30 protein-coding genes, 1 pseudogene and 1 other annotated feature are annotated in these 26,881 nt (G+C 35.0%); of the genes and pseudogenes, 21 read left to right on the forward strand and 10 right to left on the reverse strand.

Going from position 1 to position 26,881, the window contains the following annotated elements; translation table 11 throughout:
• Positions 1–20: 20 nt before the first annotated feature.
• The 3 genes from ACSKT4_RS00135 to ACSKT4_RS00145 form a co-directional block, all read right to left on the reverse strand.
• A complete protein-coding gene (locus ACSKT4_RS00135; RefSeq protein WP_186869992.1) occupies positions 21–1,181 on the reverse strand; it encodes a hypothetical protein in 1,161 nt (386 codons plus the stop codon).
• Between the two features lie 27 nt (positions 1,182–1,208).
• Positions 1,209–2,438 carry an ABC transporter permease subunit gene (locus ACSKT4_RS00140; RefSeq protein ID WP_186869993.1) on the reverse strand — a complete coding sequence of 410 codons (1,230 nt, stop codon included), beginning with the start codon at positions 2,436–2,438 and terminating at the stop codon, positions 1,209–1,211.
• 253 nt (positions 2,439–2,691) lie between these two features.
• A complete protein-coding gene (locus tag ACSKT4_RS00145; RefSeq protein ID WP_246521494.1) occupies positions 2,692–3,402 on the reverse strand; it encodes a Crp/Fnr family transcriptional regulator in 711 nt (236 codons plus the stop codon).
• A gap of 195 nt (positions 3,403–3,597) precedes the next feature.
• Here ACSKT4_RS00145 and ACSKT4_RS00150 point away from each other — a divergent pair, with 195 nt between their 5' ends.
• From ACSKT4_RS00150 to ACSKT4_RS00205, 12 genes and pseudogenes are all read left to right on the forward strand, one after another.
• The gene (locus ACSKT4_RS00150) at positions 3,598–4,152 is read left to right on the forward strand and encodes a histidine phosphatase family protein (protein WP_186869995.1); all 555 of its coding nucleotides are present in this window, start codon (positions 3,598–3,600) and stop codon (positions 4,150–4,152) included.
• A gap of 13 nt (positions 4,153–4,165) precedes the next feature.
• Positions 4,166–4,629: pseudogene (locus ACSKT4_RS00155) on the forward strand (P-loop NTPase family protein).
• Between the two features lies 1 nt (position 4,630).
• Positions 4,631–5,218 carry a GNAT family N-acetyltransferase gene (locus tag ACSKT4_RS00160; RefSeq protein ID WP_465822599.1) on the forward strand — a complete coding sequence of 196 codons (588 nt, stop codon included), beginning with the start codon at positions 4,631–4,633 and terminating at the stop codon, positions 5,216–5,218.
• Positions 5,219–5,242: 24 nt separating this feature from the next.
• Positions 5,243–5,731, forward strand: a complete 489-nt coding sequence (locus ACSKT4_RS00165) for a GNAT family N-acetyltransferase (protein WP_465822600.1) — start codon at positions 5,243–5,245, stop codon at positions 5,729–5,731.
• 14 nt (positions 5,732–5,745) lie between these two features.
• Complete coding sequence (locus tag ACSKT4_RS00170) at positions 5,746–6,147, forward strand: VOC family protein (RefSeq protein WP_186869999.1); 402 nt, start codon at positions 5,746–5,748, stop codon at positions 6,145–6,147.
• A 174-nt stretch (positions 6,148–6,321) separates the two neighbouring features.
• Complete coding sequence (locus ACSKT4_RS00175; protein WP_465822601.1) at positions 6,322–6,612, forward strand: HesB/YadR/YfhF family protein; 291 nt, start codon at positions 6,322–6,324, stop codon at positions 6,610–6,612.
• Between the two features lie 64 nt (positions 6,613–6,676).
• Positions 6,677–6,850 carry a hypothetical protein gene (locus ACSKT4_RS00180; RefSeq protein WP_186870001.1) on the forward strand — a complete coding sequence of 58 codons (174 nt, stop codon included), beginning with the start codon at positions 6,677–6,679 and terminating at the stop codon, positions 6,848–6,850.
• 129 nt (positions 6,851–6,979) lie between these two features.
• A complete protein-coding gene (locus tag ACSKT4_RS00185) occupies positions 6,980–8,152 on the forward strand; it encodes a hydroxymethylglutaryl-CoA synthase (RefSeq protein ID WP_465822603.1) in 1,173 nt (390 codons plus the stop codon).
• A 115-nt stretch (positions 8,153–8,267) separates the two neighbouring features.
• Positions 8,268–8,924, forward strand: coding sequence for a ribonuclease H family protein (locus ACSKT4_RS00190; RefSeq protein ID WP_465822604.1), 657 nt, complete (start codon positions 8,268–8,270; stop codon positions 8,922–8,924).
• A 238-nt stretch (positions 8,925–9,162) separates the two neighbouring features.
• Positions 9,163–9,984: an SDR family NAD(P)-dependent oxidoreductase gene (locus ACSKT4_RS00195; protein WP_211741666.1), complete on the forward strand. Its 822-nt coding sequence runs from the start codon at positions 9,163–9,165 to the stop codon at positions 9,982–9,984.
• A 78-nt stretch (positions 9,985–10,062) separates the two neighbouring features.
• A complete protein-coding gene (locus tag ACSKT4_RS00200) occupies positions 10,063–10,803 on the forward strand; it encodes a YkgJ family cysteine cluster protein (protein WP_211741665.1) in 741 nt (246 codons plus the stop codon).
• 70 nt (positions 10,804–10,873) lie between these two features.
• The gene (locus tag ACSKT4_RS00205) at positions 10,874–11,737 is read left to right on the forward strand and encodes an AraC family transcriptional regulator (RefSeq protein WP_186870006.1); all 864 of its coding nucleotides are present in this window, start codon (positions 10,874–10,876) and stop codon (positions 11,735–11,737) included.
• A gap of 47 nt (positions 11,738–11,784) precedes the next feature.
• Here ACSKT4_RS00205 and helD read toward each other — a convergent pair whose 3' ends face one another.
• The 3 genes from helD to ACSKT4_RS00220 all read right to left on the reverse strand — a co-directional run bounded on the left by helD (position 11,785) and on the right by ACSKT4_RS00220 (position 15,559).
• Entirely contained in the window at positions 11,785–14,058 is a 2,274-nt protein-coding gene (gene helD / locus ACSKT4_RS00210) for an RNA polymerase recycling motor HelD (protein ID WP_211741664.1), read from the reverse strand.
• Positions 14,059–14,266: 208 nt separating this feature from the next.
• Positions 14,267–14,644 (reverse strand): SLAP domain-containing protein, encoded by a 378-nt coding sequence (locus tag ACSKT4_RS00215; RefSeq protein ID WP_186870008.1) that lies wholly within the window; start codon positions 14,642–14,644, stop codon positions 14,267–14,269.
• A 132-nt stretch (positions 14,645–14,776) separates the two neighbouring features.
• The gene (locus ACSKT4_RS00220; RefSeq protein ID WP_465822607.1) at positions 14,777–15,559 is read right to left on the reverse strand and encodes a nucleotidyltransferase domain-containing protein; all 783 of its coding nucleotides are present in this window, start codon (positions 15,557–15,559) and stop codon (positions 14,777–14,779) included.
• 105 nt (positions 15,560–15,664) lie between these two features.
• On the opposite strand from ACSKT4_RS00220, the gene ACSKT4_RS00225 reads away from it, so the two are divergent.
• Entirely contained in the window at positions 15,665–16,090 is a 426-nt protein-coding gene (locus tag ACSKT4_RS00225) for an OsmC family protein (RefSeq protein WP_211741661.1), read from the forward strand.
• Between the two features lie 240 nt (positions 16,091–16,330).
• On the opposite strand, the gene ACSKT4_RS00230 is transcribed toward ACSKT4_RS00225, so the two are convergent.
• A complete protein-coding gene (locus ACSKT4_RS00230) occupies positions 16,331–16,798 on the reverse strand; it encodes a CBO0543 family protein (protein WP_186870011.1) in 468 nt (155 codons plus the stop codon).
• Between the two features lie 224 nt (positions 16,799–17,022).
• Here ACSKT4_RS00230 and ACSKT4_RS00235 point away from each other — a divergent pair, with 224 nt between their 5' ends.
• From ACSKT4_RS00235 to ACSKT4_RS00250, 4 genes are all read left to right on the forward strand, one after another.
• Positions 17,023–17,613 (forward strand): TetR/AcrR family transcriptional regulator, encoded by a 591-nt coding sequence (locus tag ACSKT4_RS00235; protein WP_186870012.1) that lies wholly within the window; start codon positions 17,023–17,025, stop codon positions 17,611–17,613.
• A gap of 142 nt (positions 17,614–17,755) precedes the next feature.
• Positions 17,756–18,097, forward strand: a complete 342-nt coding sequence (locus ACSKT4_RS00240) for a DMT family transporter (RefSeq protein ID WP_255488115.1) — start codon at positions 17,756–17,758, stop codon at positions 18,095–18,097.
• Positions 18,097–18,408: a DMT family transporter gene (locus ACSKT4_RS00245; RefSeq protein WP_186870013.1), complete on the forward strand. Its 312-nt coding sequence runs from the start codon at positions 18,097–18,099 to the stop codon at positions 18,406–18,408. The genes ACSKT4_RS00240 and ACSKT4_RS00245 overlap by 1 nt, the downstream gene beginning before the upstream one ends.
• A 185-nt stretch (positions 18,409–18,593) precedes the next feature.
• The gene (locus tag ACSKT4_RS00250; RefSeq protein WP_186870014.1) at positions 18,594–19,544 is read left to right on the forward strand and encodes an RNA polymerase sigma factor; all 951 of its coding nucleotides are present in this window, start codon (positions 18,594–18,596) and stop codon (positions 19,542–19,544) included.
• A gap of 134 nt (positions 19,545–19,678) precedes the next feature.
• Here ACSKT4_RS00250 and ACSKT4_RS00255 read toward each other — a convergent pair whose 3' ends face one another.
• Positions 19,679–20,269, reverse strand: coding sequence for a cell wall hydrolase (locus tag ACSKT4_RS00255; RefSeq protein WP_186870015.1), 591 nt, complete (start codon positions 20,267–20,269; stop codon positions 19,679–19,681).
• 307 nt (positions 20,270–20,576) lie between these two features.
• Here ACSKT4_RS00255 and ACSKT4_RS00260 point away from each other — a divergent pair, with 307 nt between their 5' ends.
• Positions 20,577–21,053: a hypothetical protein gene (locus ACSKT4_RS00260; RefSeq protein ID WP_465822609.1), complete on the forward strand. Its 477-nt coding sequence runs from the start codon at positions 20,577–20,579 to the stop codon at positions 21,051–21,053.
• Here the strand turns inward: ACSKT4_RS00260 and ACSKT4_RS00265 are convergent.
• Positions 21,028–21,261 carry a hypothetical protein gene (locus ACSKT4_RS00265; RefSeq protein ID WP_186870017.1) on the reverse strand — a complete coding sequence of 78 codons (234 nt, stop codon included), beginning with the start codon at positions 21,259–21,261 and terminating at the stop codon, positions 21,028–21,030. The two genes, ACSKT4_RS00260 and ACSKT4_RS00265, sit on opposite strands and share 26 nt — an antisense overlap.
• A gap of 88 nt (positions 21,262–21,349) precedes the next feature.
• Complete coding sequence (locus ACSKT4_RS00270) at positions 21,350–22,621, reverse strand: ATP-binding protein (protein WP_186870018.1); 1,272 nt, start codon at positions 22,619–22,621, stop codon at positions 21,350–21,352.
• Positions 22,622–22,777: 156 nt separating this feature from the next.
• Positions 22,778–23,004: a binding site (T-box leader), on the forward strand.
• Positions 23,005–23,047: 43 nt separating this feature from the next.
• Between ACSKT4_RS00270 and argS the strand changes: the two genes are divergently transcribed.
• From argS to ACSKT4_RS00285, 3 genes are all read left to right on the forward strand, one after another.
• On the forward strand, positions 23,048–24,730 hold the full coding sequence (gene argS, locus ACSKT4_RS00275) for an arginine--tRNA ligase (RefSeq protein ID WP_465822610.1): 1,683 nt from the start codon (positions 23,048–23,050) through the stop codon (positions 24,728–24,730).
• A 122-nt stretch (positions 24,731–24,852) separates the two neighbouring features.
• Positions 24,853–25,491, forward strand: a complete 639-nt coding sequence (trhA, locus tag ACSKT4_RS00280) for a PAQR family membrane homeostasis protein TrhA (protein WP_186870020.1) — start codon at positions 24,853–24,855, stop codon at positions 25,489–25,491.
• A gap of 323 nt (positions 25,492–25,814) precedes the next feature.
• Positions 25,815–26,798, forward strand: a complete 984-nt coding sequence (locus ACSKT4_RS00285) for a ZinT family metal-binding protein (protein ID WP_465822611.1) — start codon at positions 25,815–25,817, stop codon at positions 26,796–26,798.
• Positions 26,799–26,881: the final 83 nt, after the last annotated feature.

Raw genomic sequence — 26,881 nt, forward strand, 5'->3', positions numbered from 1 at the left:
CGATCTTTTTAAATAAATGATTAGAATGCTTTTTCTAAAGGCATGTTTTTTGGCACGCGATGATAGGCAAACTTATTAATAGCATAAATAATGCTAATGATTACGATTGTTATGATTCCTAAGATGGCCATTGCATTCCAGTAATCAATGAAACTATTACCTAATTCCGTGGCAAGGTCACCGGAGAGAACCTTGTACATATCGATGAATTTTATCGGATGTAAAAAGCTTGCTTTCAATCCCGCCGCCATTGCAATATCAGGGAGGATAAATATCCCTAAACCAATGAGTATATTAGCGAATGCATTCTTAAATAGCATATTTAGTAAAATGGATAGTGATAATAGTAACAATGTAATTAGGGCAAGGCCTAAAAACATATAGAGGAGATATTGTCCAGTTGATACAGCGATATAATTACTATTCTTATAAACTAATATCGGAAAAGAAAAATCTCCTGCTTCAAATTTTCTAAGCATATAGATTGCTCCGAGAGAAAATCCAACTAGTAAAAACGTATAAATATGAACGAAATGGATCATGATTTTACTTGTAACTTTACCTATAAAGGATAAAGGAAAACCTTTCATGACGGATTGATGATTTCTTTCGTATAGGAGCATTTCACTTCCGCTGATTAGGACGATTACAAGAAATAATAGCCCTGAGAACATAGAAAGGGCATTTGTAATATAATGATTCGTTGAATAAGAGTCTGGCTCAATGGGTAGTTCATTGTCTTTAATATAATGTAATAATGCATCCTCTTTTAAAATATCTTCCTTTGGCACAATTAAATGATTAGGAATTCCAGCGTTCCCTATATCATGTACTTTAAGCCGTAACTGGTTAATTTCTAATCCATTTTCTATATATTGTTCACTATCATGACCGCTCCCAATAAACCACACTTGCATACCTAATAGTGATTGGATTTGCGTGTGATAATTGTATACTTCTGCAACCTCAGGTAGATCATGACGCAAAAGATCAAGGTGTTCGAAGACTGCATAGGATGTTTGTGTTTCTGTTCTTTTCTGATCATCTAATGGTTCTGGCTGATCTTGACTATAGTACATAAAGAATAAAACGAAAAAGGCAAGAAGGAATGCAGCTATAAACCAACTTTTTCGGTTCTGTAATAATAATTTTGTTTCAAAGAGGGTAAACTTCCAAAACATATCGACTATCCTTTCTGACTAATGACATCATGCCGCTTTGCGGTAAAAACGACGTTTGCTTACTATTCGAGATACTACAAAAAGACTAATTTCTAAGAATAGAATTGTACATAGTAACACTAGAATACCTTTTTCATACGTAATGGATTCCAAATGTACTAAATAGTATTTTTCACCTGAGATGACTCTACCAAAGTCAAAATACGTCAGTGGCAGATTACTTATTTCAATGCCAAAAAGATCCGTTAATGTTCTAGAGTAATAGATTCTTTCAGAGAACAAGATGAGCGTACTAACCATTAAAACAATCCATGCATTTTTAAAAAGTAGACTAAGTAATGCATTTAACCGGATAAATAGGTATATCAGTATCGGTATAATTCCAAGTGCTAGTAGTAGGAAATTGGCAATTGAAATCGAATCAAACTCGCTAAACCGATAACCGAAGTATTCATCCGTTTCAGAACTAGGTAGCGTAATTGGAACAGATAATTTAAAAGAGCCAAATCCACTTTGAATAGAAATTATCACTGCTGCTAAAAGTAATAATCCGAATAAAATTAATAATGTATAACCAAACGCTACAGCTGATTTAACATTGATTAAACGATACCAGCCAATAGGTAAACCTTGTAGTATAGTTCGGTGCTGTCTATCCTTCGCTAACATGTCACTACTAAAATAGATAGCACAAAATAGCACAATAAATGCGGTTGTACCAAGAAGAAAATTGGTAATGGTTTGTAATGCGGTTTTTTGCTCAATCGTCTCATAGGTAATCGGAATATTTGCATCTAGATAACCTTGGTAACGAAGGTCTGTTAAACTATAATTGCGGCTATCATCTAGTCCTGGATAAGGGGCATCCCCGATTAACATCCAATCTCTGCTAGCACTAGTGGTATTATAATCAAAGCCTTTCATTCTTAATTGGGTAAAGCGATTAAAGTTCTTATCTTCAAAGGCATTTACCATTCTGGATTGGACTTTTAAGGAATACATATAGCTTGCAAACGGGGATCCTGTCCTTTCACCATAGCCGGTACCTCCCCGATTAATCATTCCTTGGGTTATGGCTTCTAAGTTACTAATCTCCTTCTTCATTTCCTCTGCATTAAAAGAATCAGGAGTTTCTTGCGTTGGTAGAATTAAAAGTGCGTAGGTCAATATTAAACTGACAAGCGCGATTATAAATAATATGTTCTTTTTGTTTCTCAACATCATTTTGAATTCGTGAATCATCATTGATTTAGTCATTATTGATTACTCCTTTTAATGCGCTAAACATCGGATTGTTCTATTTTTGTGTAGAATTAGAATTTTATAAAAATTATTCTTGAATCTAATATTAAAAGTAATTGTTTGAAAATGCAAATAAAAATTTAATAAGCTTGTAATATTATAGGAATATTATGTAAGTAATTGTATTGGTATTCATAAAATCTAGGAGAAATAAAAAAGCCTACCTTTAAAATGGTAGACATCTCTATATTTGATGGCGACTAATTATTTAATTAATATTACATATTTCAAGTGGACAGTTTTCGCAGCCGATCTCCATTTTAAGGTAGTCCATATCTTTAATGAAGATTTTTCCTGACTTATCCATAGAAATAACATTTAGCTGTCGTAGCTTAACAAGCATTCTATTAATACTTTCACGTGTAGCGGCACAGAAGTTAGCTAATTCTTGGTTAGTAAGTACGACATCAATTAATATTCCGTCATCGTGCTTTAATCCATAGCTGTTTGCTAAGCGAATTAAAGTAGAATATAGTGCCCCCTTTTTCCCATTTAATAGCAGGTCTCTCAATTTGGATTGAAACTTACGCATTTGTGTGCTTGACCACTTCATATACTCAAGGGTTAGTTCGCTATTAGATAATAAAGCATTTTCTAATTCGTCTTTTCTAATTACTTCTACTTCACCTGTAGTTAGTACCTTACCACTTAGTAAATATTTAGGATCGTCACTAAAAAGGGATAGTTCACCGACCATATCACCATGATTACAAATACGCAGAATTAGTTCCTTCCCATCAGTAGTTAGTTTAGAAACCTGTAATAGTCCAGATTTAATAATAAATATTTCATTTGCTTGTAACCCTTCATGGAATAAAAAAGTGTCTTTATATATTTTTTTCGTCGTACTAATAGAGTCTAATAGATTTCTTAAATCTATTGAAATGGACAAATGTTTACCGCTTTTTGAATCCAACATGAGACTAGAAATCATCAAAAACATCCCCTTGATAAAGATGTGGTAAATTACATCTTTAGTGTAACACTAAATTTACTGCTGCTATTCCGAGACTCGTTACGATATTGTGAAAAAGCACATCGTGTTTTAAGGTATATCCATTATTATTTGTTTATTATCAGAATTCTGTTACTATTTTACTGTAGGGGTGAGGGAATGAACCATAATATATACTTAGTTAGACATGCACATTCAGTTTATACGCCAGATGAATTACATAGACCATTATCAGAAAGAGGGGAAACTGACACAAAAAGGGTTACACAAATACTAAAGGAAGAACATATAGATTATGTTTATTCCAGTCCGTATAAAAGAGCAATTCAAACGGTACAAGGAGTTGCTGATTTTTTACGTGTAAACGTATTGATAGAAGACCGTTTTAAAGAACGAAGGTTAGCAAAAAAACCAGTAGCTGATTTTACACATGCAATAACAAAGGTTTGGGAGAATGATAGCTTCTTTTTTAAAGGCGGTGAGTCAAATAAAATGGCTCAGCAAAGAGGGATACAAGGATTAATGAAGGTTATAGAAGATCATCCGGGAAAAAATATCGTAATTGGTACACATGGCAATATAATGGTATTGATGATGAATTATTTTAATGAAGCATATGGTTTTCAATTTTGGCAAGAGCTGGACATGCCTGATATATACAAACTAACATTTACTAATTCTAGGTTAATAGAGGTAACAAGATTATGGAAATAGGGCAGGTGTTAAGGTGAATCGAATAGTCGTTATCGGTTCTGGTGGATCAGGAAAATCGACATTAGCCCGTCGGTTAGGGCAGGTTCTTGATTTAAAGGTTTACCACTTAGATACGCTTTTTTGGAGACCTGGCTGGACTGGTACTTCAAAAGAGGAACAAAGAGAAGTGGAACATTGGACATAAGGTTCAACAGGGCTGACACGATCATTTTCCTAAATATTTCAAGATATATTTGTATGCTTCGTGTGCTTAAAAGAAGACTACAATATGCTAAGACATCACGTCCTGATATGGCAGAAGGATGTGAAGAAAAGTTAAGCATTGATTTTCTGAAATGGGTTTGGAAATATCCAAAGGATAAACGGCTAATGATCTTGGATAAATTAAACATATTATCCGGAGAGAAACAAGTCATCATTCTCAACTCAACAAAGAATGTAAAGAATTTTATAAATCAAGTGGAAATGGAGAAGTGAAATGGAAATAAGAAATTATCAATCCTCCGATGAACAAGGGTGGGTGAGGTGTCGTGTGCTTTCATTCTTGGACACCGCCTATTTTGATAATGTATTAAAGGAAAAAGAACAGTATGAAAATCCTGCTATTGAGCTAGTAGCAGTAGAAGACGGTCAAATAGTGGGAATATTAGATATCGAATACGAAATGCAAGAGGGGACAGTTTGTTCCCGGGGGACCGGATTAGGAGGGATGATATGGCATATTGCTGTTCATCCAGATTATCGTAGAAGGGCGATTGCTTCCGAGCTTATACGGCAAGGTGAAGAATTAGCGAAGAAGGAGAAGTTAAATCGATTTGAGGCCTGGACACGGGATGATAAGTGGGTTCATACTTGGTACGAGAAGTATGGGTTCCAACAAGTGGATTCCTATTTACATGTGTATCTAGAAGGAGAGAAAGAGTTAAAAGGGAACATTTCGAGTAGCTTTTTGAAGTTATATCCCGTTCAAACCTTCGCACATTATCTAGGAGATCAAAAGGATAGCATAAAAAAGCGCTTTAAGCGGGTACATGATTGTATCTGCTATGAAAAAACATTGAAGTAGAGTTTGGAGGTTATTTTCTACAGCATGATGGAGATAAAAAAAGCAAATAAAAGCCATGTATCAGGTATTGTAAAAGTATGTACGGAAGCTAATTGGGCTACCTATCGTAGCATATATAAGAAGGAATATATCGAGTCAATTATTGCTACGTATTATAATGATGAACGGATTTTAGAAGAAGTTTCGAGTTCATCTAAGGATTGGGGCGGGTATTTTGTTGCCTTAGATCAAGATGAAGTAGTTGGTGTAGCAGGTGGAGGTATGATTAGTGATTTGGATGCAGAGGTTTATGTATTGTACTTAGACCCTAATAGAAGGAATGAGGGGATTGGCAGTCTGCTTCTAAATGCTGTTACAGAACAACAAGAGGAGTATGGCGCAAGAATTCAGTGGGTGTCTGTCCAAAAGGGGAATAAGAAAGCTATACCTTTTTATGAAGCAAAAGGATTTAAAGTAGTAACAGAAGAAGAGTCTGATGGCTACCATTCACTACGTTATTCACGACAAATATAATGAGGAGAATTTAAATGGATCATTTTATTAAACGAGTTGGTACAACATATATACCAGTCCGGGATCCGGAACAGGCTTCAAAGTGGTATCAAGCTAAACTTGGTGCAAAGGAAAACTATTGTGATGAAAATAAGTCAATATTAGATTTTGCAAATCAAAGTTTTTTCCTTGTGAAGTCTATGAAAGGGGAAAAGGTTGGGTTTCAGGATTGGAATGGGAGAGAGCATTTCTCCTTAACCTTTGAAGTAGATGGGTTGGAACAATTAAACGCGTTTCATACCTTCTTAAAAGCCAATGATGTAAAAGTTGGAGAAATAGAGGACCGAGGACACTCTGGAAATAACTTTGTGTTTTATGATCAAGATGATAATATATTTGATGTATGGAGTGAACTCAGTCCGAGTTATAAAAAATAATAGATATACAGACCTCTCTATACGTATTTGGGGAGGTTTTTTGTATACGTAAAGGTAAGCTTCACGGACAACTTGTCATGTTATTTTCATATCAACCAAGTCATATACTACATATTTTCAGTTAAGCTATAGTAGAATAAGAATTGTAAGAAATATAAGGATTGAGGTGTACCAATGGGGTTACAAGTAACAGAAGATGCAGCGAAATGGTATATAGAAGAAATGGGTTTAGAAGAAGGTGATTATGTTCACTTTTTCCTTAAAATCTACGGTGGTATTAAAACGGAACATCCAAATTACTTTCTAGGAATCTCGGTTGGATTAGATGGGGAAATTGCAACGAAGCAAGAGGTAGGTGGGATTACCTTCTATTTCGGTGAGAAAGATGCTTGGTTTTTAGATGAATTTGATATGAAGGTAATAATGGGGGAAGATGAAGTAGAATATCAATTCACGGCAAAATAGACAAGAAATAAGTTAATCTTTCATGGACATAATAATTCTTGAACATATTTTGAGGAGGATTAGGATGTCAGAAGAGAATAAAAATAAAAATCGAGATACTGGTAGACAGAAGAACCATGGTATTAAATATAATACCGAACCAGAACGAAACGGAAAACAGGATGTCGAAATAGCTAGTGATAGTGAATTCTTAACTCTAGATGGGAAGAAAAACAAACGTAAAAGAGATAATGGCTAATTTCCTAATGGAGCTTGTTCCAATGTTACCTGGACAAGCTCCATTACTAATTTCGGAAATTATATTTGTGTGATTATTCACAAACAGATATAATGGGGGAAGAGAAACTGTTTCAAAGGAGAAAAAAACATGAAAATTGGTATAGACAAAATTGGTTTTTATGCACCACATATTTATGTAGATATGGAGAAATTAGCTGAAGCAAGGGATATAGAGCCAGCTAAGTTTACGGTTGGAATTGGACAAAGTCAAATGGCTGTTGCACCAATTACTCAAGATTCTGTTACACTAGCTGCAAATGCAGCACTTGAAATAATAGATGACGAGGATAGAGAGAAAATAGATTTTGTTATTTTTGGATCTGAGTCAGGGATTGATCATTCTAAATCTGGTGCAGTGTATGTCCACCAGTTATTAGGACTACAACCTCAAGCCCGTGCAGTAGAAGTGAAGCAAGCTTGCTATGGAGCTACTGCTGGGATTCAAATGGCCAAAGGGCACATTGCCTTAAATCCAGAAAGTAAAGTGTTAGTATTAGGTTCTGATATTGCACGATATGGTTTAAATACGGCAGGAGAATCCACACAAGGTGCTGGCGCCGTAGCGATGATTATTAGTGCTAACCCTCGTATTATGGAACTTGAGAATCATAATGTGTATTTAACAAATGATATTATGGATTTCTGGAGACCTATATATTCAGATAAGGCATTTGTAGATGGGAAATTCTCCAATGAACAGTATATTTTGTTCTTTAATAAAGTATGGGAAGCGTTTAAATCAAAATCAGGTTTGAATCTTTCTGATATGGAAGCAATTTGCTATCATTTACCATATACAAAAATGGGCTTAAAGGCGTTACGAACTGTTATTGATGAAGCCCCTGTAGAAGTAAGAGAACGTTTATTAGAAAACTACCAAATAAGCACACAGTATAACCGTAATGTTGGAAACATTTATACTGGATCATTATATTTAAGCTTACTTTCTTTACTGGAAAATAAGGAAGATTTAAAAGAAGGCGTACGGATTGGAATGTTTAGCTATGGTTCAGGTGCAGTAGGAGAATTTTTCACTGGTGTTCTTCAACCAAATTATCGAGAGCACCTTCACATTGAAAGCCATCAACGTTTATTCGATACACGTAAGGAAGTTACTATTGAGGAGTATGAGGCTATATTTGAGGAAACATTACCACGAGATGGAGCAGATATCGAATTAAATATTGAACAGGATCCTGCTAGCATCGTGTTAAGTGGAACAGTTGATAATAAAAGGCAGTATGTAAATAAAAATAGTTAAAAAGAAAAAGAACTCTAGCATTGCCTGGAGTTCTTTTATAATGTGCAAAATGGTATGATGTATTTGTTTCAGTGGAAAATATAATTATTCAAATTATAAAGAGGATGATTTTTTCATGAAAATCAAAATGGAAATGATTTATAAGGCGCCAACGGGAACAGAGACTTGCTTTTACTCGGATGAAATGAATCCTGAAAAAGCGCTCTTACTAGCAAAGGACCTTGAAAAAACAGGTCGGGTAAAGGAGCTAATTTTCTATGATAATTATGATACCACGTGGATGTATAAAGAATTGAAGAAATATGTAGAGAGTGTTGATTCTGAACCACATAACGTGGTGGTCTTTTTTGATGGCGGGTTTGATTTGGAAACCAAAAGATCTGGTTTAGGTTGTGTCATATATTATGAACAAGACGGGAAACAATATCGTATTAGAAAAAATGCTTTAGTAGAAGAGCTGAATACAAATGGTGAAGCAGAATATGCCTCGCTTTATTTTGCAATTGGAGAATTAGAGTTGCTTGGTGTTCATCACTTACCAGTAACATTTACAGGAGATTCACAAGGCGTTATGAATCAATTAAAAGATGAATGGCCGTGCTATGAGGAAGAATTATTACGCTGGATAGAACGAATCGAGAAAAAGCTTGAACAGTTGGGGATTACACCTGACTACAAGTTAATTCCTAGGAAAAAGAACCGTGAAGCAGACCATTTAGCCACGCAAGCAATTAATGGAATTGAAATAGCAAGCAACAGTGAACTGACTTAACCTATTCCATTAGCAGGATTAGCATTTTAAAATAAGCATCTGATTAGATGTTTATTTTAAAAATTTATAAAAGTGACAATACAATGAATGTTATCAGAATGATAGTTCATTTCTTGAACATTATATTATAATAAAATGGAAAGCTCCCATTCGTAAACTACTCAAGTCAATCATGATTAACCCTAAAAATGTAAGCGCTTAAAACGAAGGGGATAAATAAAAAAATGGAGGGGTAGTCATGAGTTCGAATAAGATGGTTGCTATTGTTACGGGTGGTGCATCAGGAATAGGAAAGGCAATTTGTATGGAACTAGTAGAAAATGATGTGTATGTGATTATCGTAGATATTAATGAATCGGAAGGGAATAAATTAGAAAAGGAACTGAACGAAGATAGGAATCGATCCAGATTTGTAAAGGTTGATGTAACCAGCTATTCAAGTGTTCACGAATGTATTCATGCAGTATATGCAGAATTTGGAAGGTTAGATTATTTATTTAACAATGCAGGTATTGCAATGTACGGTGAACTAGATGAAATGTCTATTACCGATTGGGAAGATATCATAGATATTAATGTGTGGGGAGTGGTATATGGAACACAGATTGGCTATTCTATTATGAAAAAGCAAGGATTCGGCTACCTTGTTAATACTGCTTCTGCTGCGGGACTTGGCCCATCCCCAATCTCATCCGCTTATGCTACTACAAAACATGCTATTGTAGGGCTTACTACATCCCTCCATTATGAAGCAAAAGAATTTGGTGTTAACGTTACTACTCTTTGTCCTACCTTTGTTGATACTCCAATCTTTGATAAAGCTAAATCCTTTAATATTAATAAATCTATCATGAAGAAACAGTTAGATAAGCAGAAATTGATGTCACCGAATAAGTTGGCGAAGATCACATTGAACGGAGTTCATAAAAATAAGCCAGTCGTGTGTCCAATGCCACTTCGGAATACAATGGATATCATTTTTACGATTTTCCCACCATTACACAATAGGTTAATGGATGCTGTATGTAAAGTGAGTAGGAAGGCTAAAGCCACAGAATAAAACAGTTTACAATTAACGGATAGTAATTGAGAGTGGTTTAAGGTAGAATGTATGGTAGAAATTTATGGGAGATTAGTTATGACAAATCAATATTTAGCTCTTGAAGAAATTCAAGAAAAATGTAATCAGTTAACAAATGAATATGAAGTAGATGAAGAAAAGTTTTATTCTATTGTGGAGAAATGGGCAGAAAAGGACGTTCAATTAGAACAAAAGCTTCTATCTAGTTTTACTGAATTACTAGATGTTGTAAGTTCTGAGATTACTAATATGGAGAAGCATGTTGGATTAGCCCCTACATGTCGATTAGGCTGTTCATTTTGTTGTTATTTTCCAATTATTATTAATGAAATGGAAGCCAAATTTATGAAGCAGGCAATAGAGAATTTTCCAGCAGAGCGAAAAAAAGCAATTCGCAATCATCTCATCCATTATTATGACAAATATGGGGACCAAATAAGTGAAAATAATAAGCTTGATTTTGCGAATGATGCTGATTTTAAATTGAAGTATCGTAAATCACTAACACCATGTCCAATGTTGAATACGGAAACTAATCAATGTATAGCCTATGAAATTAGACCGATTCCTTGTCGGACATATATGAATTATACTAACCCTACTGTATGTAAAACGAATCTTATGCCGAAAGAAACCATTAGTTTTGAGTTCCTCTATTCTGAATACATGGGGGCCTTAAATGAATTCCTCCAGTTCTTGTATGAAGAAGGGGATACAGGCTTTGTTCAGTATCCAGATGATTTATATAAGCAGGATTATTTGACGAATTGGATGAAGGATCTTATCAATCTGTCTTAAGTGAGCATGGGTAGACAGGAAGCGACTATTCCAAGCTGATAGACTACTAGTAGGGAAGGGAGTAGGGATTATGGAGAGGCTACAAAGAATGGTTGAAAGTATTGCGTATATAGAGGATAATCTTGAAGCCGAACTAGTCATGGAAGATATCGCAAGGATAGCTTATATGTCTAAGTTTCATTTTCAGCGCATGTTTACAATGCTGACTGGATTTACTGTAAGTGAATATATTCGAAATAGACGTATTACGAAAGCGGCTCAAGAGCTTATAAATTCTAATGCTAGAGTGATTGATATTGCTTTGAAGTACGGGTATGAAAGTCCTGAAGCTTTTACAAAAGCATTCCGAGGTATACATGGTATTAGTCCCTCTATGGCTAAGAAGAATAGCCATTCTTTAAAGGCCTATCCTAAGCTTTCTTTCCATATTCAGATAAAGGGAGATGTCGAGATGGAGTATAAGATTGTTGAAAAAGAGGCATTTACGGTAGTGGGAAAAAGTATTAATACAACGACAATAGGAGGAGATAATCATCGTGCTATTGCTGCATTTTGGGAAGAATCAAATTCAAATGGATTTTCCGAGGAGCTTGCAAAAAACTGTGGAGAGTTAGGTTTGTTAGGCATTTGTCTCGACTTCGATCATCAATTGGAAAACATGACCTACTTGATAGCTGCTGAAAAGAATATTGAGGTGGTTCCAACTGATTGGATAGAAAGAGAGATTTCAAGTGCAACTTGGGCAGTGTTCCCCGTTCATGGTGCGATGCCAGATGCAATGCCAAAAGTTTGGCAAAGAATATTTACAGAATGGTTCCCTTCAACAGGTTATGAACATTCCGGTGGACCGGAGATGGAAGTTTATCTAAGTAATGGGGACCCATCCTCAGACAAGTATTATAGTGAAATATGGATTCCGATTAAAAAGAAATAAATGAAAAGAGTATGTCACCAAGTAAAGTTTGGTGACATACTCCTTGTTTAATTTAATGCTTCTTGTATGAAGATACATGGTGTTCCCTTTGTTAAAATGGTTAACGAATGCATTGCTCTGGTGCAAGCAGTGTAAAACAGTGTTCTATCCAATTCCTGGTCATAATGCTCCTTTGAAGCATCCGGAATAATTACAGCATCAAATTCTATTCCTTTTGCTAAATAAACCGGTACTACTACGATACCTTTTTCGAACGAATAAGTATCTTCTTTAATTTGTTTCAGTGAGACTTTATCCTTTAACATCTCATATAATTCATTACTTTCTTTTAGCGTTTTACAGATGACAGCAATGGTCTCATAGTTTTTTGCCTTCAAGTCTTGTATGAGTTTTTTCAAATTTGTTGATACATCACCTTGACTTTCTATGATCTGAGGTGGTTCTCCATCTCTTTCAAATGGCTCAATCATATCGCCGCCAGGAGCGAATTTTTTCGTGAACTCAACAATTTGCTTAGTGGAACGATAGCTTTTCGTAAGGACAATCCGTTCGTGATTTTCGGAGATATACTCTGGAACTAAAGGATTTTCTGTCGAAGCATAAGTGTATATAGCTTGATTAATATCTCCTAATAGGGTCATTCGCGTATATGGGAAAATTTCTTTCATGTACGAGAACTGGAAAGCGGAGTAATCTTGTGCCTCATCAATAAATAAGTGGCGGATTGACCTATTTTCCTTATCTCCTAACAGCTTTCCTCGGAAATAACGATATGGTGTAGCATCCTCCCACGTTAAATGTTTATTCGTTAGGTATTGCTTTGTTAATTCCTTTATTTTGTCCCAATTATCTGGAAGAAAGCTTGTTGTCCAATTCATAAACAGCTGCTGGTATGTTGTTAGTGTATTAACAAAAGCATACTTTTTAATTTGCTTTTTCACTCCTGCAAATTGCTTCTTCACAACAATATTTCGTAATATATCCTCTTCTATGCTAGGATCATCTTCATCAACGCGTTGATTCCCATAGTAAGCTTGTAGGTATTCTTCCTTATCCAGTAACTCAATTTGTTCTAATACCCAATCCTTCGATTTTTCTTTCTGTTGATGAATTTTGATCTCTTGAAGGAGCCATTTAGCTACTAGTTCCATTTTATTCGGAATGGATATCGATTCATCTAGTGAATAAAAGTAGTCTGCTATAGACTCTTTAGAGATTAAAATGTCACCACGAAATGTTATATTCCGGAATTGAATCCCCCTGGATGTTAGGGAAGAAAGATATTCATCTATTAATGTCTTATATGCGATACTCGATTTGAGTTTCATATTGACCTGTCTGATGGATAATTCTGCTGTATCTTTATCCGTTAGCATAAATTCCATTTGTTCAAAAGGCGATTCAATCTTAATATCTTTTTCGATACCATCACGTAAAAAGTCATAAAAAGTAGTCTGACTAATATTGGTTTCACCTAATTCTGGTAATACATTGGCAATGTAACTTGAGAAGAGGGGGTTTGGTGAAAATAATAATAAGTTCTCGTTATTAAGACTGTCCCTAAACCGATATAATAGGTAAGCAATACGCTGTAGGACAGCAGAAGTTTTTCCACTTCCTGCTACACCTTGCACAATTAGTAATTTACTATGCTCATTCCGAATGATTTTATTTTGTTCTCTTTGGATCGTAGCAACGATGCTTTTCATTGTGGTACTTGCGTTGTTACCTAAAGCTGCTTGAAGTAAGCTATCCCCAATTGTTACCCCTGTATCAAACATTCCTTTAATCTTACTCTGCCTTATGATGAATTGCCGCTTTAACGATATTTCTCCTTCAATCGTATCATCCATTGTCTCATAATAAGCTGCACCAGGTGAGAAATCATAATATAGACTAGAAATAGGGGCACGCCAATCGTAAATAAGGAACTCTTCATCATCCAGGTCCATGAGGGAAGCGATACCGATATATATTTTCTCCTTTTTACCTCCTGGCTTTTCAGAGAAATCAATTCGTCCAAAATATGGCGATTCTTTGAGTAACCTTAACGTCTTAAGTTCTTTACCGATAGAGCCATGGGATCTTTCTCGTTCAGCTAATAACTCAGCTTGTTGTTTTAAACTGGCTTGCGTTTCAATTACATCGTCCGGCTCATCTAAATTCACGGTTACATCTTCCCAGAAGTTCTTCCGTAAATCAACGATGCTTTCTTTAAGACCACCCGCTTTGGAAAATAACTTTTCTTCCTTGATGTTGATTTCTTGAACGACCTTATCTACCCGATTTTGCTCTTTCTGTCTTTCTGCGTCGTGACTCATTCCATCAACCCCATTTCTTCTTTTTTCTATTATTGTTGACTTTCCATAATTGTGATGTTATAATATAATTGGATATATATTTAACTAAATATGGAAAAATAGACACTTTTTTAGTATAGCACATGTATATTACTTAATCAACGCTTTTTCCTAATGGAAGGACTGGATTCATATTCTTTCCTTTCATTAGGAAAAAGCGTTTTTGCTTTTACCGAGTTATTTCTAATCTTCCGTCCTTAATGTTACTGTTTTCTTGATAACTACCGACAGGAAATATAAATGTCCATGGCATACTGGTTTTAGCTTTCACTAGCAGATTAGGTATAGTAAACGTATGCTCCGCTAATGTTATATCATGTAGCTTTAGGGATAGCTTTTCTTGATTAAAGGTATAATCGGATTCTGTAGTATTATGCACAATTACGATGACAAGTAATTCTCTTTTATAATTCCAATCAATCCTTAAGGGTGTGAACTGAATTGGATCGGCTGTCAATGCTGCTTTTTTAAAGGTTTCCTCAACTAAGGTTCTGTCCTGTTGAGAAATTGTTTTGTTCCACGCTGACTCATATTGAAGTGTCTGCATCTATTTATTCTCCTTTTTATCGGTATATTCATCCAGGGTAATTTGCTTGATCATAACCTTATTCATTTATCTTATAGAAAAGGATGAAGTTTGAAAAGAAGAAAGGTAGTTTAGTTTTCATACTGAACAATATTATTTATATTCCAGTTCGTTTAATGTTTCTCGAAAAATTTGGTTTAATCGCTCGGTTACATCTATACGATTAACATTTAAAGATGCTTTTGTTGATTCTATTCGGCTCATTTCATTTTGTGTGAATTGTAGGATAGCCGTAGTTTGTAACGTTTCATCTAAATTGCCTTGCCTTTTATTGTTTAGCAATGTCTGTATCAGGATTTTTATGTCATCCTCTATAATGAACTCATCAACTAGTTGTTGAAAGTTAACAGGAGGGAAGACTTGATACTTCTCTATCCATTTCATGGCAAGTATGGGGCGTACTATATTCAGGAGGTTCTTTATATTCACTTCGGTTTCTTTGTTTGCTTTAGAATAATTTTTTCTTGCCATATTAAAGTAATGTAGAATACAAGATTTTGGATTAAAAGCTAAAGGTAAAATATCTCTAACGGGATTAATGGTGGGATAAAATTGAAAGTAACGAATTGGAGAATATATCCATTCGTAGAGAGTAGGGTTTGATTTGCGAATCAGTCTTAATGCCTTTGTAAGCTCCCAACCACTCAATTCTATATTATGTACTTTTCCCTCCAAGACATCAAGTTTCTTTCCAGTTCCAATTGGGTCAATACTTAAGTAGTAGTTAGTTGGATGGACATATATAAAGCGGACATCATAATCACTCATTTCTGACTCTATTCCCCATGCACGACTTCCTCCTTCGCATGCATATATGGTTTTTATTTGGTGCTCTTCTTCTAGCTGTTTCAGTAGTGTCCATATTTTTTCTTGCATATTTAATCCTCCATCTAAGAAATTGGTACAATCAAAATGGTTGTAAATATAGTAGAAACTAGGCAAACTAAGTTAGAAGATATTTTAATTAATGGAGGGTTTACTATGGAAATGAACATTAAATGGAATGATAAAATGTCCTTCACAGGATTTACTCCATCTGGTCACGAGATTCAAATGGATGCTGCAGAAACTGTCGGTGGAGAAAATAAAGGTCCAAGGCCAACTGAGTTATTATTAAGCGCTGTTGCTGGGTGTACAGGAATTGATATTATTTCCATTTTGAATAAAATGCGATTAAATCCAACTTCCTTTCAAATGAATGTTACGGGAGACCGTGCAGAGGAGCATCCGAAAAAATTTACTAAAGTAAATATTCACTATTCACTGGAAGGTGATCTTCCTGAGGATAAAGTAATAAGAGCAATAGAATTATCAAAAGATAAATATTGTTCGGTGTCTCATTCCTTAAGTGCAGAAATCACGGTTAGTTATTCTATTAATGGTGTACAAGGAGAGAAAATTATATAAATATTCGTTGGTTGGGACCAACTGTTTCAAGCAATGAATCATCTGTACTAGTGTTTATAGATCTAGGGTGCTCCGGATATATTTGGTATGGTTTCGCCCCGTAACAGGAATAGAAAGTCATCGAGGGCGATAATTTGTTTTAGGTAGCTAGTTGATTCCGTGAGAGGGTCCAATACTATCCTAAAGTGAGGAATCTAATGTACATCCGGAGCTCTTTAGCATTCGATGTGTTTATTCTGTTTATACGTTTTTTTCTTTATATAACCGTATTAATTTACGAATAATGATAAAATTATAATAGATAACCAAATATACAATAGGATAAGTTAGCGCAGAATACAGGAGCTTCCAAGAATTATAATAAAACGTTCCTACTTGTACACTTATATATTCGTATATAAGTGCAAAAATCGTCCATGCTATGATATAACCTACTTTTACTATATGCCGTTTATCATATGGAAAATAATTAAGGAATATCATCGTAAATAAAGGATATATACCAAAAACAATCCATAATGTACGATAATCTACCCCCTCATTAAAATAACCATATAGGTTATATTTGAATTCCAACAGGATATCAGTTAATAATTGAAAAACGATGGAAAACAAAGATACCGTATACATTTCGATATAGGAAATTTTTTTAGGCATCAGAATGAATATTGCTAGAGCAATAATGATAGAAGTAATGATAAATAACATGTTTGAACTCCTTAGTTGAAGTTAATGTTATTGTGATTCGATAGAGCATAATTATACTTATATCCATATAATAGTTAATGACCGTAACGGAGATTTAAATCATCACATTCCGATTTAAAAAGTTTGTCAAACGAAAAACCGCCCTTTACACGCTACTCGTATTGACTTTTTTGAAAATTACTGTATAATGAATGACAATCAGTCATTTTTCGTGGAGGAAGTCAATGGATAATAAGAAAGAGCGAATTATACATGCAGCAATGGACGTTTTTACAGAAAAAGGATTAGAAAAAACCAAAGTATCCGATATTGTTAAAAAAGCCGGTATTGCCCAAGGCACCTTCTACATTTATTTTTCTTCCAAATTATCTGTTGTCCCATCTATTGCAGAAGTTATGGTGGAAAAAACGCTGAGTGAAATTATTAAAAAGGTGAATAAAAATGATCCTTTCTCTGAGCAAATGAAAGATGTAATTGATGTTGCCTTTTCCGTTACGAAAGAATATCGACAAATATTCGCACTCGTATATGCTGGTTTAGCTTCGACGGACTATCTACAAGAGTGGGAAGCACTATATTCACAATACTATTCCTGGATGAGTAGATTTCTTGGAGAAGCAAAAGAGGCAGGAACCTTACGTCAAAATTTAGATCCGGACCAAACGGCGGTATTACTTATCGATCTTATAGAATCTGCTGCTGAGCAAACATTTCTTTATTCTCACGGGGATAAGGATATGGAAGCAATTAAGAAAAAAGAAGTGTGGGAGTTTTCTATGTATGGTCTAGGAGTAAAGATTGAACAGAACAATTAAATGCCAATATGCCACTAATTAGAATGATGCTAGTTGATGGTTTTATGGAAAGCTTATAGATTATTTCCTTTTTTATGAAGGGAATTTTCTTTTAAAGAAAAAATGACTGAATGTCAGTCACGGGATGATGGAGAGTGTTAAAATGAATAAATCTTGGATTTATGTTGGATTAACGAGCTTATCTGAGTTGGTTTGGATTTATGGGTTTAATACGGCATCGACTTGGTGGCATTGGACATTGATTGTTGCATTTATACTATTAGATTTACACTTTTTGGCAAAAGCTTGTGAGGGACTACCCACAGGCACGGTTTATGCAATTTTTGCAGGATTTGGGACGGTTGGAACATTTTTGATGGACATTTTCATCTTTGAGGAACAGATTAGTATATCTAAAGTCTTCTTTATTCTTCTCATTATTGCAGGGGTCATAGGCTTAAAATTATCGGATGATAAAAAAGATACGAAGGGAGTGCTAGAATAATGGGCTGGATATATATTATATTAGCTGCAGTTAATGAGTTAATTGGTGTTTGGGGATTGAATCGATTCAGTCAAAAAAGAAATGTCGCCAATGCAGTTCTTTATGCAGGTGGTCTTGGTCTCTCTTTCGCATTCATTTATGCTTCATTTAACTATCTTCCTACCAGTATTGCTTATGCAACTTGGACTGGTGTTGGAACGGGAGGCGTCGTTTTAATGAATATGCTTTTCTTTGGAGAATCTAAAAGCTTGATACGAATCGTAAGCTTATTGGCGATTATTATCGGTGTTACGGGTTTAAAAGTCCTTTAGAAAAAGGATGCCTGTCATATCCCATGTTCAGAATGAATATGAGATGTGACAGGCATCTTTTTTGCAGTATAATCCTAATTGTATGGGAGACTATTGAACCATTTTCTGTGTATGTAAATTTTATTGGTTCGCCTAGTATAATTTTTTGCTTGTTATTCGTTGAAATAATGAATAGGGGGGATGAGATGTCTTCAATAGAAGAACAAACATTACAATTTACGAAAAAATCAAGAGAATTAAGAGAGGAGTTTAGTGAACTTATTCTTAGCTTTCGGGAGGATTTATGGAATTATTGCCGGTATATAACTGGCTCTCCTTGGGATGGAGAGGATTTATTTCAGGAGACATTGATTAAAGCATTTGGTGGATTTTATCAGGTGTGGCATCCAGAAAATCCTAAATCCTATTTATTTAGAATGGCAACTAATACGTGGATAGATCAATGTCGTAGAGAAAAGCGAATTGTCGGGACATTGGAGGACGTAGCAGATCCAAGCGAAGAATTTTCGGATAACCTAGAGATAGAGGCCGCATTAAATTATTTAGTAAACTTATTTACTCCTAGACAGGTTGCGGTATTTTTACTTGTAAAAGTATTTAAATTCAAAGCGGAAGAAGTAGCTAGTATCGTCAAGACAACAAAGGGTGCTATATACTCCGCTATAAGAAGAATGGAAGCTAGATTAAGGAAGGAAGACTTTTCAACAAAAGGTGATGAAAAGAATAAAAATCAAGTTATGAAACACAATCCAGTTATTAGCGCTTATATTAACGCCTTAAATAACGGTGATTTAAAAGCAATGTTTAAATTAGTAAGTGATGATTTGCATCACGAAGCATCCTTAGGGTTTCAAGAGTTCAATAAGGATACGATGCGAAAAGGTTCTATGCTACATGGTTTACCACCATACAGAGCAGAGGAGCATTGGTTATGGGGAAAACGGGTTATTGTAAAGATTGTAGAGGATGATAATGGGCCCTTCATTCATGACATTCAATATCATGAAATAGAAAATGATACGATTGTTTATCATCGTAGTTATTATTTCAGAAAAGAATTTATTGTGGCAGCAGCAAAGGAACTTGGTATGGAACCACAATTAGAAAAGTTCCCAATAGGATGGGAGAAAAAATAGTGTTGATTTGGTAACAGATATTGAGGAAGGTCATTACGTTATTAAAGGATTAAGGTGGAAATTTAGTAGTGGTTTGTCCATATGATAAAATCAGGTATTTGTGAAGGAAGATATCACAGAATACCTGATTTTGTCTATTTTGCAAAACGATGGTTACCTATTGTTATCGTAGTTTCGCGGGTTGTAATCCAATTACTGGTAGATGTTTTAGGATTGTAAAAATAAATAGAACCATTACCTTGTCCACGGAATGCGATAGCTTCATTTACTGCTTTCATGTCCTCTGATGTGTAGGTTGTGTTAATCTGACCGTTTTGAACTGGGGTAAATGCATAATGGCCGCCAGCAGAACGCTCATAGATTACATCTCTTATTGTGTTCGGAAATTCCTGATGGTCAACACGGTTCAAAATAACAGTTGCTACTGCTACTTTTCCTGCATATGGCTCACCCTTTGCCTCTGCATGAACTAGCTTGGCCATCAGTTGTTTGTCAGCCTGAGATATTGTATCCGGTACTTGAATGGTGTCGCCAATGAATAATTGATTACCAGATTGATTGTTTGCTATTTGCAGATTGGCTACAGTGGTACCATATTTTTGGGCAATAGACCAATAGGAATCACCTTTTTGAACCGTGTATGGAGTAGCACCAGCTAGTGTAGGAACTGCTATTATAGAGAGCGATAAAGTTGCTGTAATTAGAAGCTTTTTCAGTTTATTCATCATGTGAACCTCCTAGTTGTATTGGCTATCTACGAGATTACTAGATGTAACATCATTTTTCAGTAGTAAAAAATGGTAATCGTATTTATGAATGGTTAAAGTTAGAAGGGAAAAGGTATTGCGACACTAGTGGAATTATTTGCCTAATGTGTAATGGTCCTAAAAAGTGGTATGTTTACCATTAGAAGGCAGGAACATTACAGTTATTTCAGAATGATGACGTTGTTCGTCAGTTATGCAAGGTGGGGACAAAGTTTGCTATGCTAATAGACGTCTATGAGTTTTTTCTAAGGAAGGAAAATATATCGTGAGTAAATGGTTTCTAGTAAATAGCATATTTTTTGTGGTAGTGGTATGGAAAGTACTTGGCCACTATTCATACCCTAAGGTAGGGGTACATATTTGGTTCGGGATAATAGGGGCTATTCTCATCCTCTATAATTGGACAAGACATGCTGTGTTTAAAACGATTCGAAATGTCCAAAGTAGAAGGACAAAAATAAGGCTAGCGAATATTTCTAAACGAGTAGTCACAATCCATCGATGGACAGGAAATATTGCATTTGGTTTGTTATCAATCCATGCCTTCTTGGTTATTTCTCGTTACGGATTTTCATTACAGCATACTAAAATGGTTGTCGGATTGATCGCATTGGCTATCTTGGCTATTCAAGTTTTAACTGGATGGTTACGCTTGTTTAAACCAACAATTCAACTTAGATTTTTTCACTTATATACAGGTATGGTTCTTTTTTTTCTTATATGGATTCACATCCTCCTTTAACAGTATTTAAAATAAAATAAAAAGAACCGTTTTCCCATTGCTTTGGATTTCGGTTCTTGTGTTTGGTGCGGTATAAGTAGTCTTTTTTTGTCTTTGTTTTTCTTGTTCTTAAATCAAGATGCACAAAAGGGCTGCGGTTAATTTCTGGATTCAGTCTTCCTTCGCGAATTTGCTTTTCGCGTTTTTTTAATGCTTTTGACTTACCCATATTATCACTCCTAATTCAGTAGTAAGTAAATTATATAGGAAATAATACAAATAAGAAATAAAAAAGTAGAAAGCTTTTATCCTTCCTACTAAAAACCAACTCGGCCCGTGCTTGGCTCTGATATCCAATCTTGTTTTTGTGCTTTCCTAGTATTTTCTTGTAAATCATTGATAATTTTATCAATGTTTACATGATTATTATAATGCGATTCTAAGGCAATCGACATATAAATTTCATTTAGTTGTGAAATAGACAGACCTTTTGTCTTTTGTACTAATTCTTCGATAGCGGAATTAGTAAGAAATTCGCCAATTCCTTTTTTATTTACAATGTACTCCCTTCTTAGTACCTCATCTGGTTGCTTTATTTCATATGCCCGGTCGAAGCGTCCAGCACGATTAATTAATGCAGGGTCTATTTTTTCAGGGTAGTTAGTTGTTCCGATTAAAAATATACCTTCCTTAGTCGTTGCTCCATCTAATGTATTCAAAAAGACCGAACGAGCTTCAGTTGGCATAGAATCGATATCCTCAATTACGAGAACCATAGGTGCAAGCCTTAACACTTTAGAGAAAATTTCTCTTATGGAATAACTCGAGGTGTATTCGGTAATTTGCCAATACACTATTGGAGCTGACACACTTCCAGCGATGGATTTCACTAAAGTTGTCTTTCCATTTCCTGGACTACCATATAATAAAATGCCTCTTTTATAAGGTATGTTATATTGTTTAAAGAATTGGCCACTATTGAGGAAAAATTCATCAATTGAGCGGAATATATCGGATTTAAGACTCTCCTCTAATAAAACATCCTCTCGATCAATTTGATGTGTAATTTTTTCCTTAGAACGGATAAGGCCATCTTCTGTATCGGTATAAATTGTAATTCCATTTAACATATAATTCTTTTCCATATTTTCAAAATAAGAAACAAATTCTAGAATTTGGTCATCACTTTTGGCAAATAATAAGTTCTCATTATATGGATGATGGAATGTGTAGATTGGAATGGTTACTAGTGCAACTTCAAACTGTGAAAAGTAAAAAATATTATTTAATGTAGAGTACCTGACTGTATGTTTGCCTCTTTCCTTCATAACTAAGTCAGATAATCCAACAGAATCATAAACATGTGCAATGATTTCAATATCATTTGGATGGCGAAGAAGAATTTCTTGAATAACATCACTGGAGTCGGCAAATCTCTCAGAATCCGTATTATAAAGCATAAAGCCGTCACCTTTATGTTCAGTTAGATAATCAATTATCTTATTAATTACACTTGCGTATGTAAAATAATTCGTATTTTCTTTACTATGCTCATCCAAATAATGTATTAGTGTGTTAATTTTTTTCATTGACAAATCCTTTCTATCGTTTTAGTTATGGTAAAATTATACTATAGTGCCATTATTTTTACTAACAAAATTAGTAAGGTAATTTCGAGTTTTGCATTAGATAAAATGTTCGTGACAATGATTAGCTTAATCTGTTATAATGTTTTCAATTATTAGTGAAAATCGATGAAAAAGAGAGTAGTTGTTTGTGAGGCTTAGCGAGCTAGGGTTTGGTGGGAGCCTAGTGCTTGCACAGACAATGAACCGGACTTTGGAGATGCTTACCTGAAATAATAGTAGGGATGGCCGGGGGAGAACCTCGTTAACAATACTTAAGTGGTTTTTAATGATGTTAAAAACAAATGGAGTGGTACCGCGGGATCATGATAGCTCTCGCCTCTTAAAATTCATAAGAGGCGAGAGCTTTTTTATATAGGAGGAAAAGACATGATATTTAAACAAGCGTTTGCAGAACAAGTAACCAAATTAGTAGAGGGAATAATTCCGTATGAAACTGTTTTAAAGATGATTGAAAAACCAAAGTATGAGTCCCATGGAGACTTTGCTTTCCCTTGTTTTGAGCTAGCCAAACATTTCGCGAAATCTCCGACTATCATTTCAGCAGAGCTAGCAGAAAAGTTTGATTCACCATTATTTGAAAAAGTAGAATCAGTCGGTGGATATATTAATGTCTTCTTACAGAAGGAAAAGGTAGCATCACAGACTATCAAATCAATTCTAGAAAAGAAAAACCATTATGGTGATGAAATGATTGGTAACAATAAAACGCTCACGATTGATTTTTCTTCGCCAAATATTGCTAAACCATTTTCAATGGGACACTTGAGATCAACGGTTATTGGGAATGCATTATCCCTTATTGCGGAGAAGAGTGGTTACCAGGTTATTCGTCTTAATCATCTTGGTGACTGGGGAACACAATTTGGTAAGCTTATCGTAGCTTATAAGAAATGGGGGATAGAAGAGAAGGTACGAAAAAGTCCGATAAAAGAATTACTAGCACTATATGTGAAATTCCATGAAGAGGCGGAGAAGGACCCTTCCTTAAATGAATTAGGTCGAGCAGCATTTAAGAAACTGGAGCATGGGGATGAGGAAACCATTCAATTATGGCAGTGGTTCCGTGATGAGTCACTAAAAGAATTTATGAAAATATACACTCAACTAGGAATATCATTTGATTCCTTTGATGGAGAAGCGTTCTATAATGATAAAATGGAGAAAGTAGTTAAGCGATTATCCGCTAAAGGTTTATTAGTAGAGTCACAAGGTGCTTATGTAGTGGAATTAGAAGGGTTCCCCCCTAGCCTTATTAAAAAAAGTGATGGAACGACATTATATGCTACCCGTGATCTAGCAGCAGCTATCTATCGTCAGGAGACTTACCAGTTTACAAAGTCGTTATATGTAGTAGGTTATGAACAGACACTACACTTCAAACAGCTGTTTGCAGTACTAGAAAAAATGGGATATTACTGGCAAAAAGGAATGGCACATATTCCGTTTGGTATGATATTAAAAGAAGGAAAGAAAATGTCTACCAGAAAAGGGAAACTAGTTTTATTAGAAGAGGTTATTGAAGAAGCGATACAATTAGCTTTACGTAATATTGAAGAAAAGAATCCTAATTTATCAAATAAAGAAGAGGTAGCGAAACAAGTCGGGGTAGGGGCAATTATATTCCATGATTTAAAGAACTTTCGTTTACATGATATTGAGTTCTCATTAGAAGATATGCTGCGTTTTGAAGGGGAAACAGGACCATATGTTCAATATACACATGCACGTGCAGCATCTTTATTGAGGAAGGGGAAGTATGTAGAGCAATCGAATGATGGGAGTACATTTATAGATCCAGAAGCATGGCCGATTATTAAGCTACTTATGGATTTTCCACAAACCATTACGAGAGCATTGGATGATTATGATCCATCACAAATTGCAAAAATCTTACTGGATATCTCCAAATCCTTTAATAAGTATTACGCGGTTGTCAAAATATTAGATGAGCCACATAAACAAGCAAGACTTTCATTAGTATATGCTGTTAACATTGTTTTAAAAGAAGGTTTACGTTTATTGGGAATTAAAGCTCCAGAAGAAATGTAACTTCATGCTATAATGAAGTATATGGATTAACAGTTTTGCAGTACGAAGAGTTATTAAAATTGTTTTATTTAGTCATACTGGATTAATGTTAACGAATCATAATGAAGTAAAGGATGATGGGATTGGCAGAAACACATACCTTTTCGAAGGGTGAGGAAATCGCTAATGCGATAACACATGGCATAGGGGTTGTACTTAGTATTGCTGGGTTAGTATTACTTATCGTATTCGCTGCATTGAATGGAACTGCTTTACATGTAGTTAGCTTTACTATCTTTGGTGCAACAATGGTTATATTGTACACATCTTCTACATTAGTGCATGCACTACCACAGGGTAAAGCAAAAGATTTATTCGAGATATTTGATCATTCATCTATTTACTTATTTATTGCTGGAACATATACTCCATTTACATTGCTAGTGATTAAAGGTTCTCTAGGTTGGTCAATGTTTGGAATTATTTGGGGCCTAGCAATAGCGGGAATAGTATTTAAAGCTTACTTTGTAAAGAAGTTCCTTTTTACTTCCACGCTATTATATTTGTTAATGGGGTGGATGGTAGTATTAGGATGGAACCGAATTGTTGAAAATTTAGCACATGCAGGGGTTGTGTTACTCGTTGTTGGTGGATTATGCTACACCATTGGAACGGTATTCTATATGTGGCGAGCATTTAAATATCATCATATGGTCTGGCATCTTTTCGTGCTTGCCGGTACTATTTGTCATTTCTTTTGTGTGCTATTGTACCTTGTGTAAGGAATTTAAGTATATGCTTATTAGAGAGTTAGGTGTCGTCCTAACTCTTTTTTTTTGTTTTTCTTTTATAGTCTTTGTTGTTCCTGCATCTTCAGAAGGAAAATGTACAATCTAGGAATGCTAGAATTTTAGTATTTACTAAATACCAAGTATAAAAATATTAATAGATCTTTTGTCTACAGAATATTAGTTTTTTAAGCTATTCTACTATTGTTGAATATGAAGCGATTAAAAATACAGATAAGATTACTTGACGTTAAAAGGTTAAGCGTGTATGCTATAAATCGTAATCATTACGATTTAGGAGAGGGGAGTTATTTAATATGAAGGTCATTTTGTTGAAAGGGTTAGGTGCACTAGTTCTAATTATGATACTAGTTGGATGTCAAGATTCATCTTCGAATGAAAAGGAGCCAATAAATTCCAAGGACGAGGTACCGTCTGAGTCAAACAAGGATGCAACAGAAATTAATGTAACTATAGATGGATTAGCTGATCATTATCATACTGGTAGTACAATTCAATTAACTGCTACTACGGATAAAGAAGTAGATCATCCACATTGGCATTGGTTTACGCTAGATCCAGGAGCTTCTGAGTGGGAAGTAATTGAAGGACAAACTACGGAAAAATACGAGGGAGAAGCTAAATTGGATGGTGTACAGCTTAAAGCAGTTCTTTATGATGATAATCATGAAGTTTTGGGTGAATCTGAGCCTGTTACAATTACCATAGACGATCATCATGGACTTGGTCATGATGAAGAAGCTAAAAAAATATATGCTGGGTACTTTGAAGATAGTCAAATAAAAGATCGTACATTATCGGATTGGGAAGGTGACTGGCAGTCTGTCTATCCATATTTATTAGATGGTACACTAGATGAGGTGTTTGCTCACAAAGCAGAGGAAGATGACAGCAAAACAGTTGAAGAATACAAAGAGTATTATGATAGAGGCTATAAAACAGATGTTAATCGAATCGTAATTGAGGAAGATATTGTAACATTCTATGAAAATGGAAATGAATATTCGGGTAAATTTACGTACGATGGATATGAAATATTAGAGTATGATGCAGGAAACAGGGGAGTACGTTATATCTTTAAACATGAGGATGGAGTGGAAGGAGTTCCAACGTACATTCAATTTAGTGATCATAGTATTTATCCTACTGATTCTTATCATTTTCACCTTTATTGGGGTGATGACCGAGATGCGTTATTGAATGAATTGGATCACTGGCCTACATACTACCCATCTGAATTGGATGGAGATGGTATTGTAACAGAAATGATTGCTCATTAATTTCGATGACAATTTGAATCATATCATATTTAACACAAGGAGGGGACTGTCCCTTCTTGTGTTAGGTTTTCTTATAATAGTCG

Source organism: Ornithinibacillus liuyingii (assembly GCF_055550225.1).

Bases quoted from the DNA above. Each gene is read 5' to 3' on its own strand.
- ACSKT4_RS00135 (WP_186869992.1), bottom strand. From the start codon at position 1,181: ATGTTTTGGAAGTTTACCCTCTTTGAAACAAAATTATTATTACAGAAC.
- ACSKT4_RS00140 (WP_186869993.1), bottom strand. From the start codon at position 2,438: ATGACTAAATCAATGATGATTCACGAATTCAAAATGATGTTGAGAAAC.
- ACSKT4_RS00145 (WP_246521494.1), bottom strand. From the start codon at position 3,402: ATGTTGGATTCAAAAAGCGGTAAACATTTGTCCATTTCAATAGATTTA.
- ACSKT4_RS00150 (WP_186869995.1), top strand. From the start codon at position 3,598: ATGAACCATAATATATACTTAGTTAGACATGCACATTCAGTTTATACG.
- ACSKT4_RS00160 (WP_465822599.1), top strand. From the start codon at position 4,631: ATGGAAATAAGAAATTATCAATCCTCCGATGAACAAGGGTGGGTGAGG.
- ACSKT4_RS00165 (WP_465822600.1), top strand. From the start codon at position 5,243: ATGATGGAGATAAAAAAAGCAAATAAAAGCCATGTATCAGGTATTGTA.
- ACSKT4_RS00170 (WP_186869999.1), top strand. From the start codon at position 5,746: ATGGATCATTTTATTAAACGAGTTGGTACAACATATATACCAGTCCGG.
- ACSKT4_RS00175 (WP_465822601.1), top strand. From the start codon at position 6,322: ATGGGGTTACAAGTAACAGAAGATGCAGCGAAATGGTATATAGAAGAA.
- ACSKT4_RS00180 (WP_186870001.1), top strand. From the start codon at position 6,677: ATGTCAGAAGAGAATAAAAATAAAAATCGAGATACTGGTAGACAGAAG.
- ACSKT4_RS00185 (WP_465822603.1), top strand. From the start codon at position 6,980: ATGAAAATTGGTATAGACAAAATTGGTTTTTATGCACCACATATTTAT.
- ACSKT4_RS00190 (WP_465822604.1), top strand. From the start codon at position 8,268: ATGAAAATCAAAATGGAAATGATTTATAAGGCGCCAACGGGAACAGAG.
- ACSKT4_RS00195 (WP_211741666.1), top strand. From the start codon at position 9,163: ATGAGTTCGAATAAGATGGTTGCTATTGTTACGGGTGGTGCATCAGGA.
- ACSKT4_RS00200 (WP_211741665.1), top strand. From the start codon at position 10,063: ATGACAAATCAATATTTAGCTCTTGAAGAAATTCAAGAAAAATGTAAT.
- ACSKT4_RS00205 (WP_186870006.1), top strand. From the start codon at position 10,874: ATGGAGAGGCTACAAAGAATGGTTGAAAGTATTGCGTATATAGAGGAT.
- helD (WP_211741664.1), bottom strand. From the start codon at position 14,058: ATGAGTCACGACGCAGAAAGACAGAAAGAGCAAAATCGGGTAGATAAG.
- ACSKT4_RS00215 (WP_186870008.1), bottom strand. From the start codon at position 14,644: ATGCAGACACTTCAATATGAGTCAGCGTGGAACAAAACAATTTCTCAA.
- ACSKT4_RS00220 (WP_465822607.1), bottom strand. From the start codon at position 15,559: ATGCAAGAAAAAATATGGACACTACTGAAACAGCTAGAAGAAGAGCAC.
- ACSKT4_RS00225 (WP_211741661.1), top strand. From the start codon at position 15,665: ATGGAAATGAACATTAAATGGAATGATAAAATGTCCTTCACAGGATTT.
- ACSKT4_RS00230 (WP_186870011.1), bottom strand. From the start codon at position 16,798: ATGTTATTTATCATTACTTCTATCATTATTGCTCTAGCAATATTCATT.
- ACSKT4_RS00235 (WP_186870012.1), top strand. From the start codon at position 17,023: ATGGATAATAAGAAAGAGCGAATTATACATGCAGCAATGGACGTTTTT.
- ACSKT4_RS00240 (WP_255488115.1), top strand. From the start codon at position 17,756: ATGAATAAATCTTGGATTTATGTTGGATTAACGAGCTTATCTGAGTTG.
- ACSKT4_RS00245 (WP_186870013.1), top strand. From the start codon at position 18,097: ATGGGCTGGATATATATTATATTAGCTGCAGTTAATGAGTTAATTGGT.
- ACSKT4_RS00250 (WP_186870014.1), top strand. From the start codon at position 18,594: ATGTCTTCAATAGAAGAACAAACATTACAATTTACGAAAAAATCAAGA.
- ACSKT4_RS00255 (WP_186870015.1), bottom strand. From the start codon at position 20,269: ATGAATAAACTGAAAAAGCTTCTAATTACAGCAACTTTATCGCTCTCT.
- ACSKT4_RS00265 (WP_186870017.1), bottom strand. From the start codon at position 21,261: ATGGGTAAGTCAAAAGCATTAAAAAAACGCGAAAAGCAAATTCGCGAA.
- ACSKT4_RS00270 (WP_186870018.1), bottom strand. From the start codon at position 22,621: ATGAAAAAAATTAACACACTAATACATTATTTGGATGAGCATAGTAAA.
- argS (WP_465822610.1), top strand. From the start codon at position 23,048: ATGATATTTAAACAAGCGTTTGCAGAACAAGTAACCAAATTAGTAGAG.
- ACSKT4_RS00285 (WP_465822611.1), top strand. From the start codon at position 25,815: ATGAAGGTCATTTTGTTGAAAGGGTTAGGTGCACTAGTTCTAATTATG.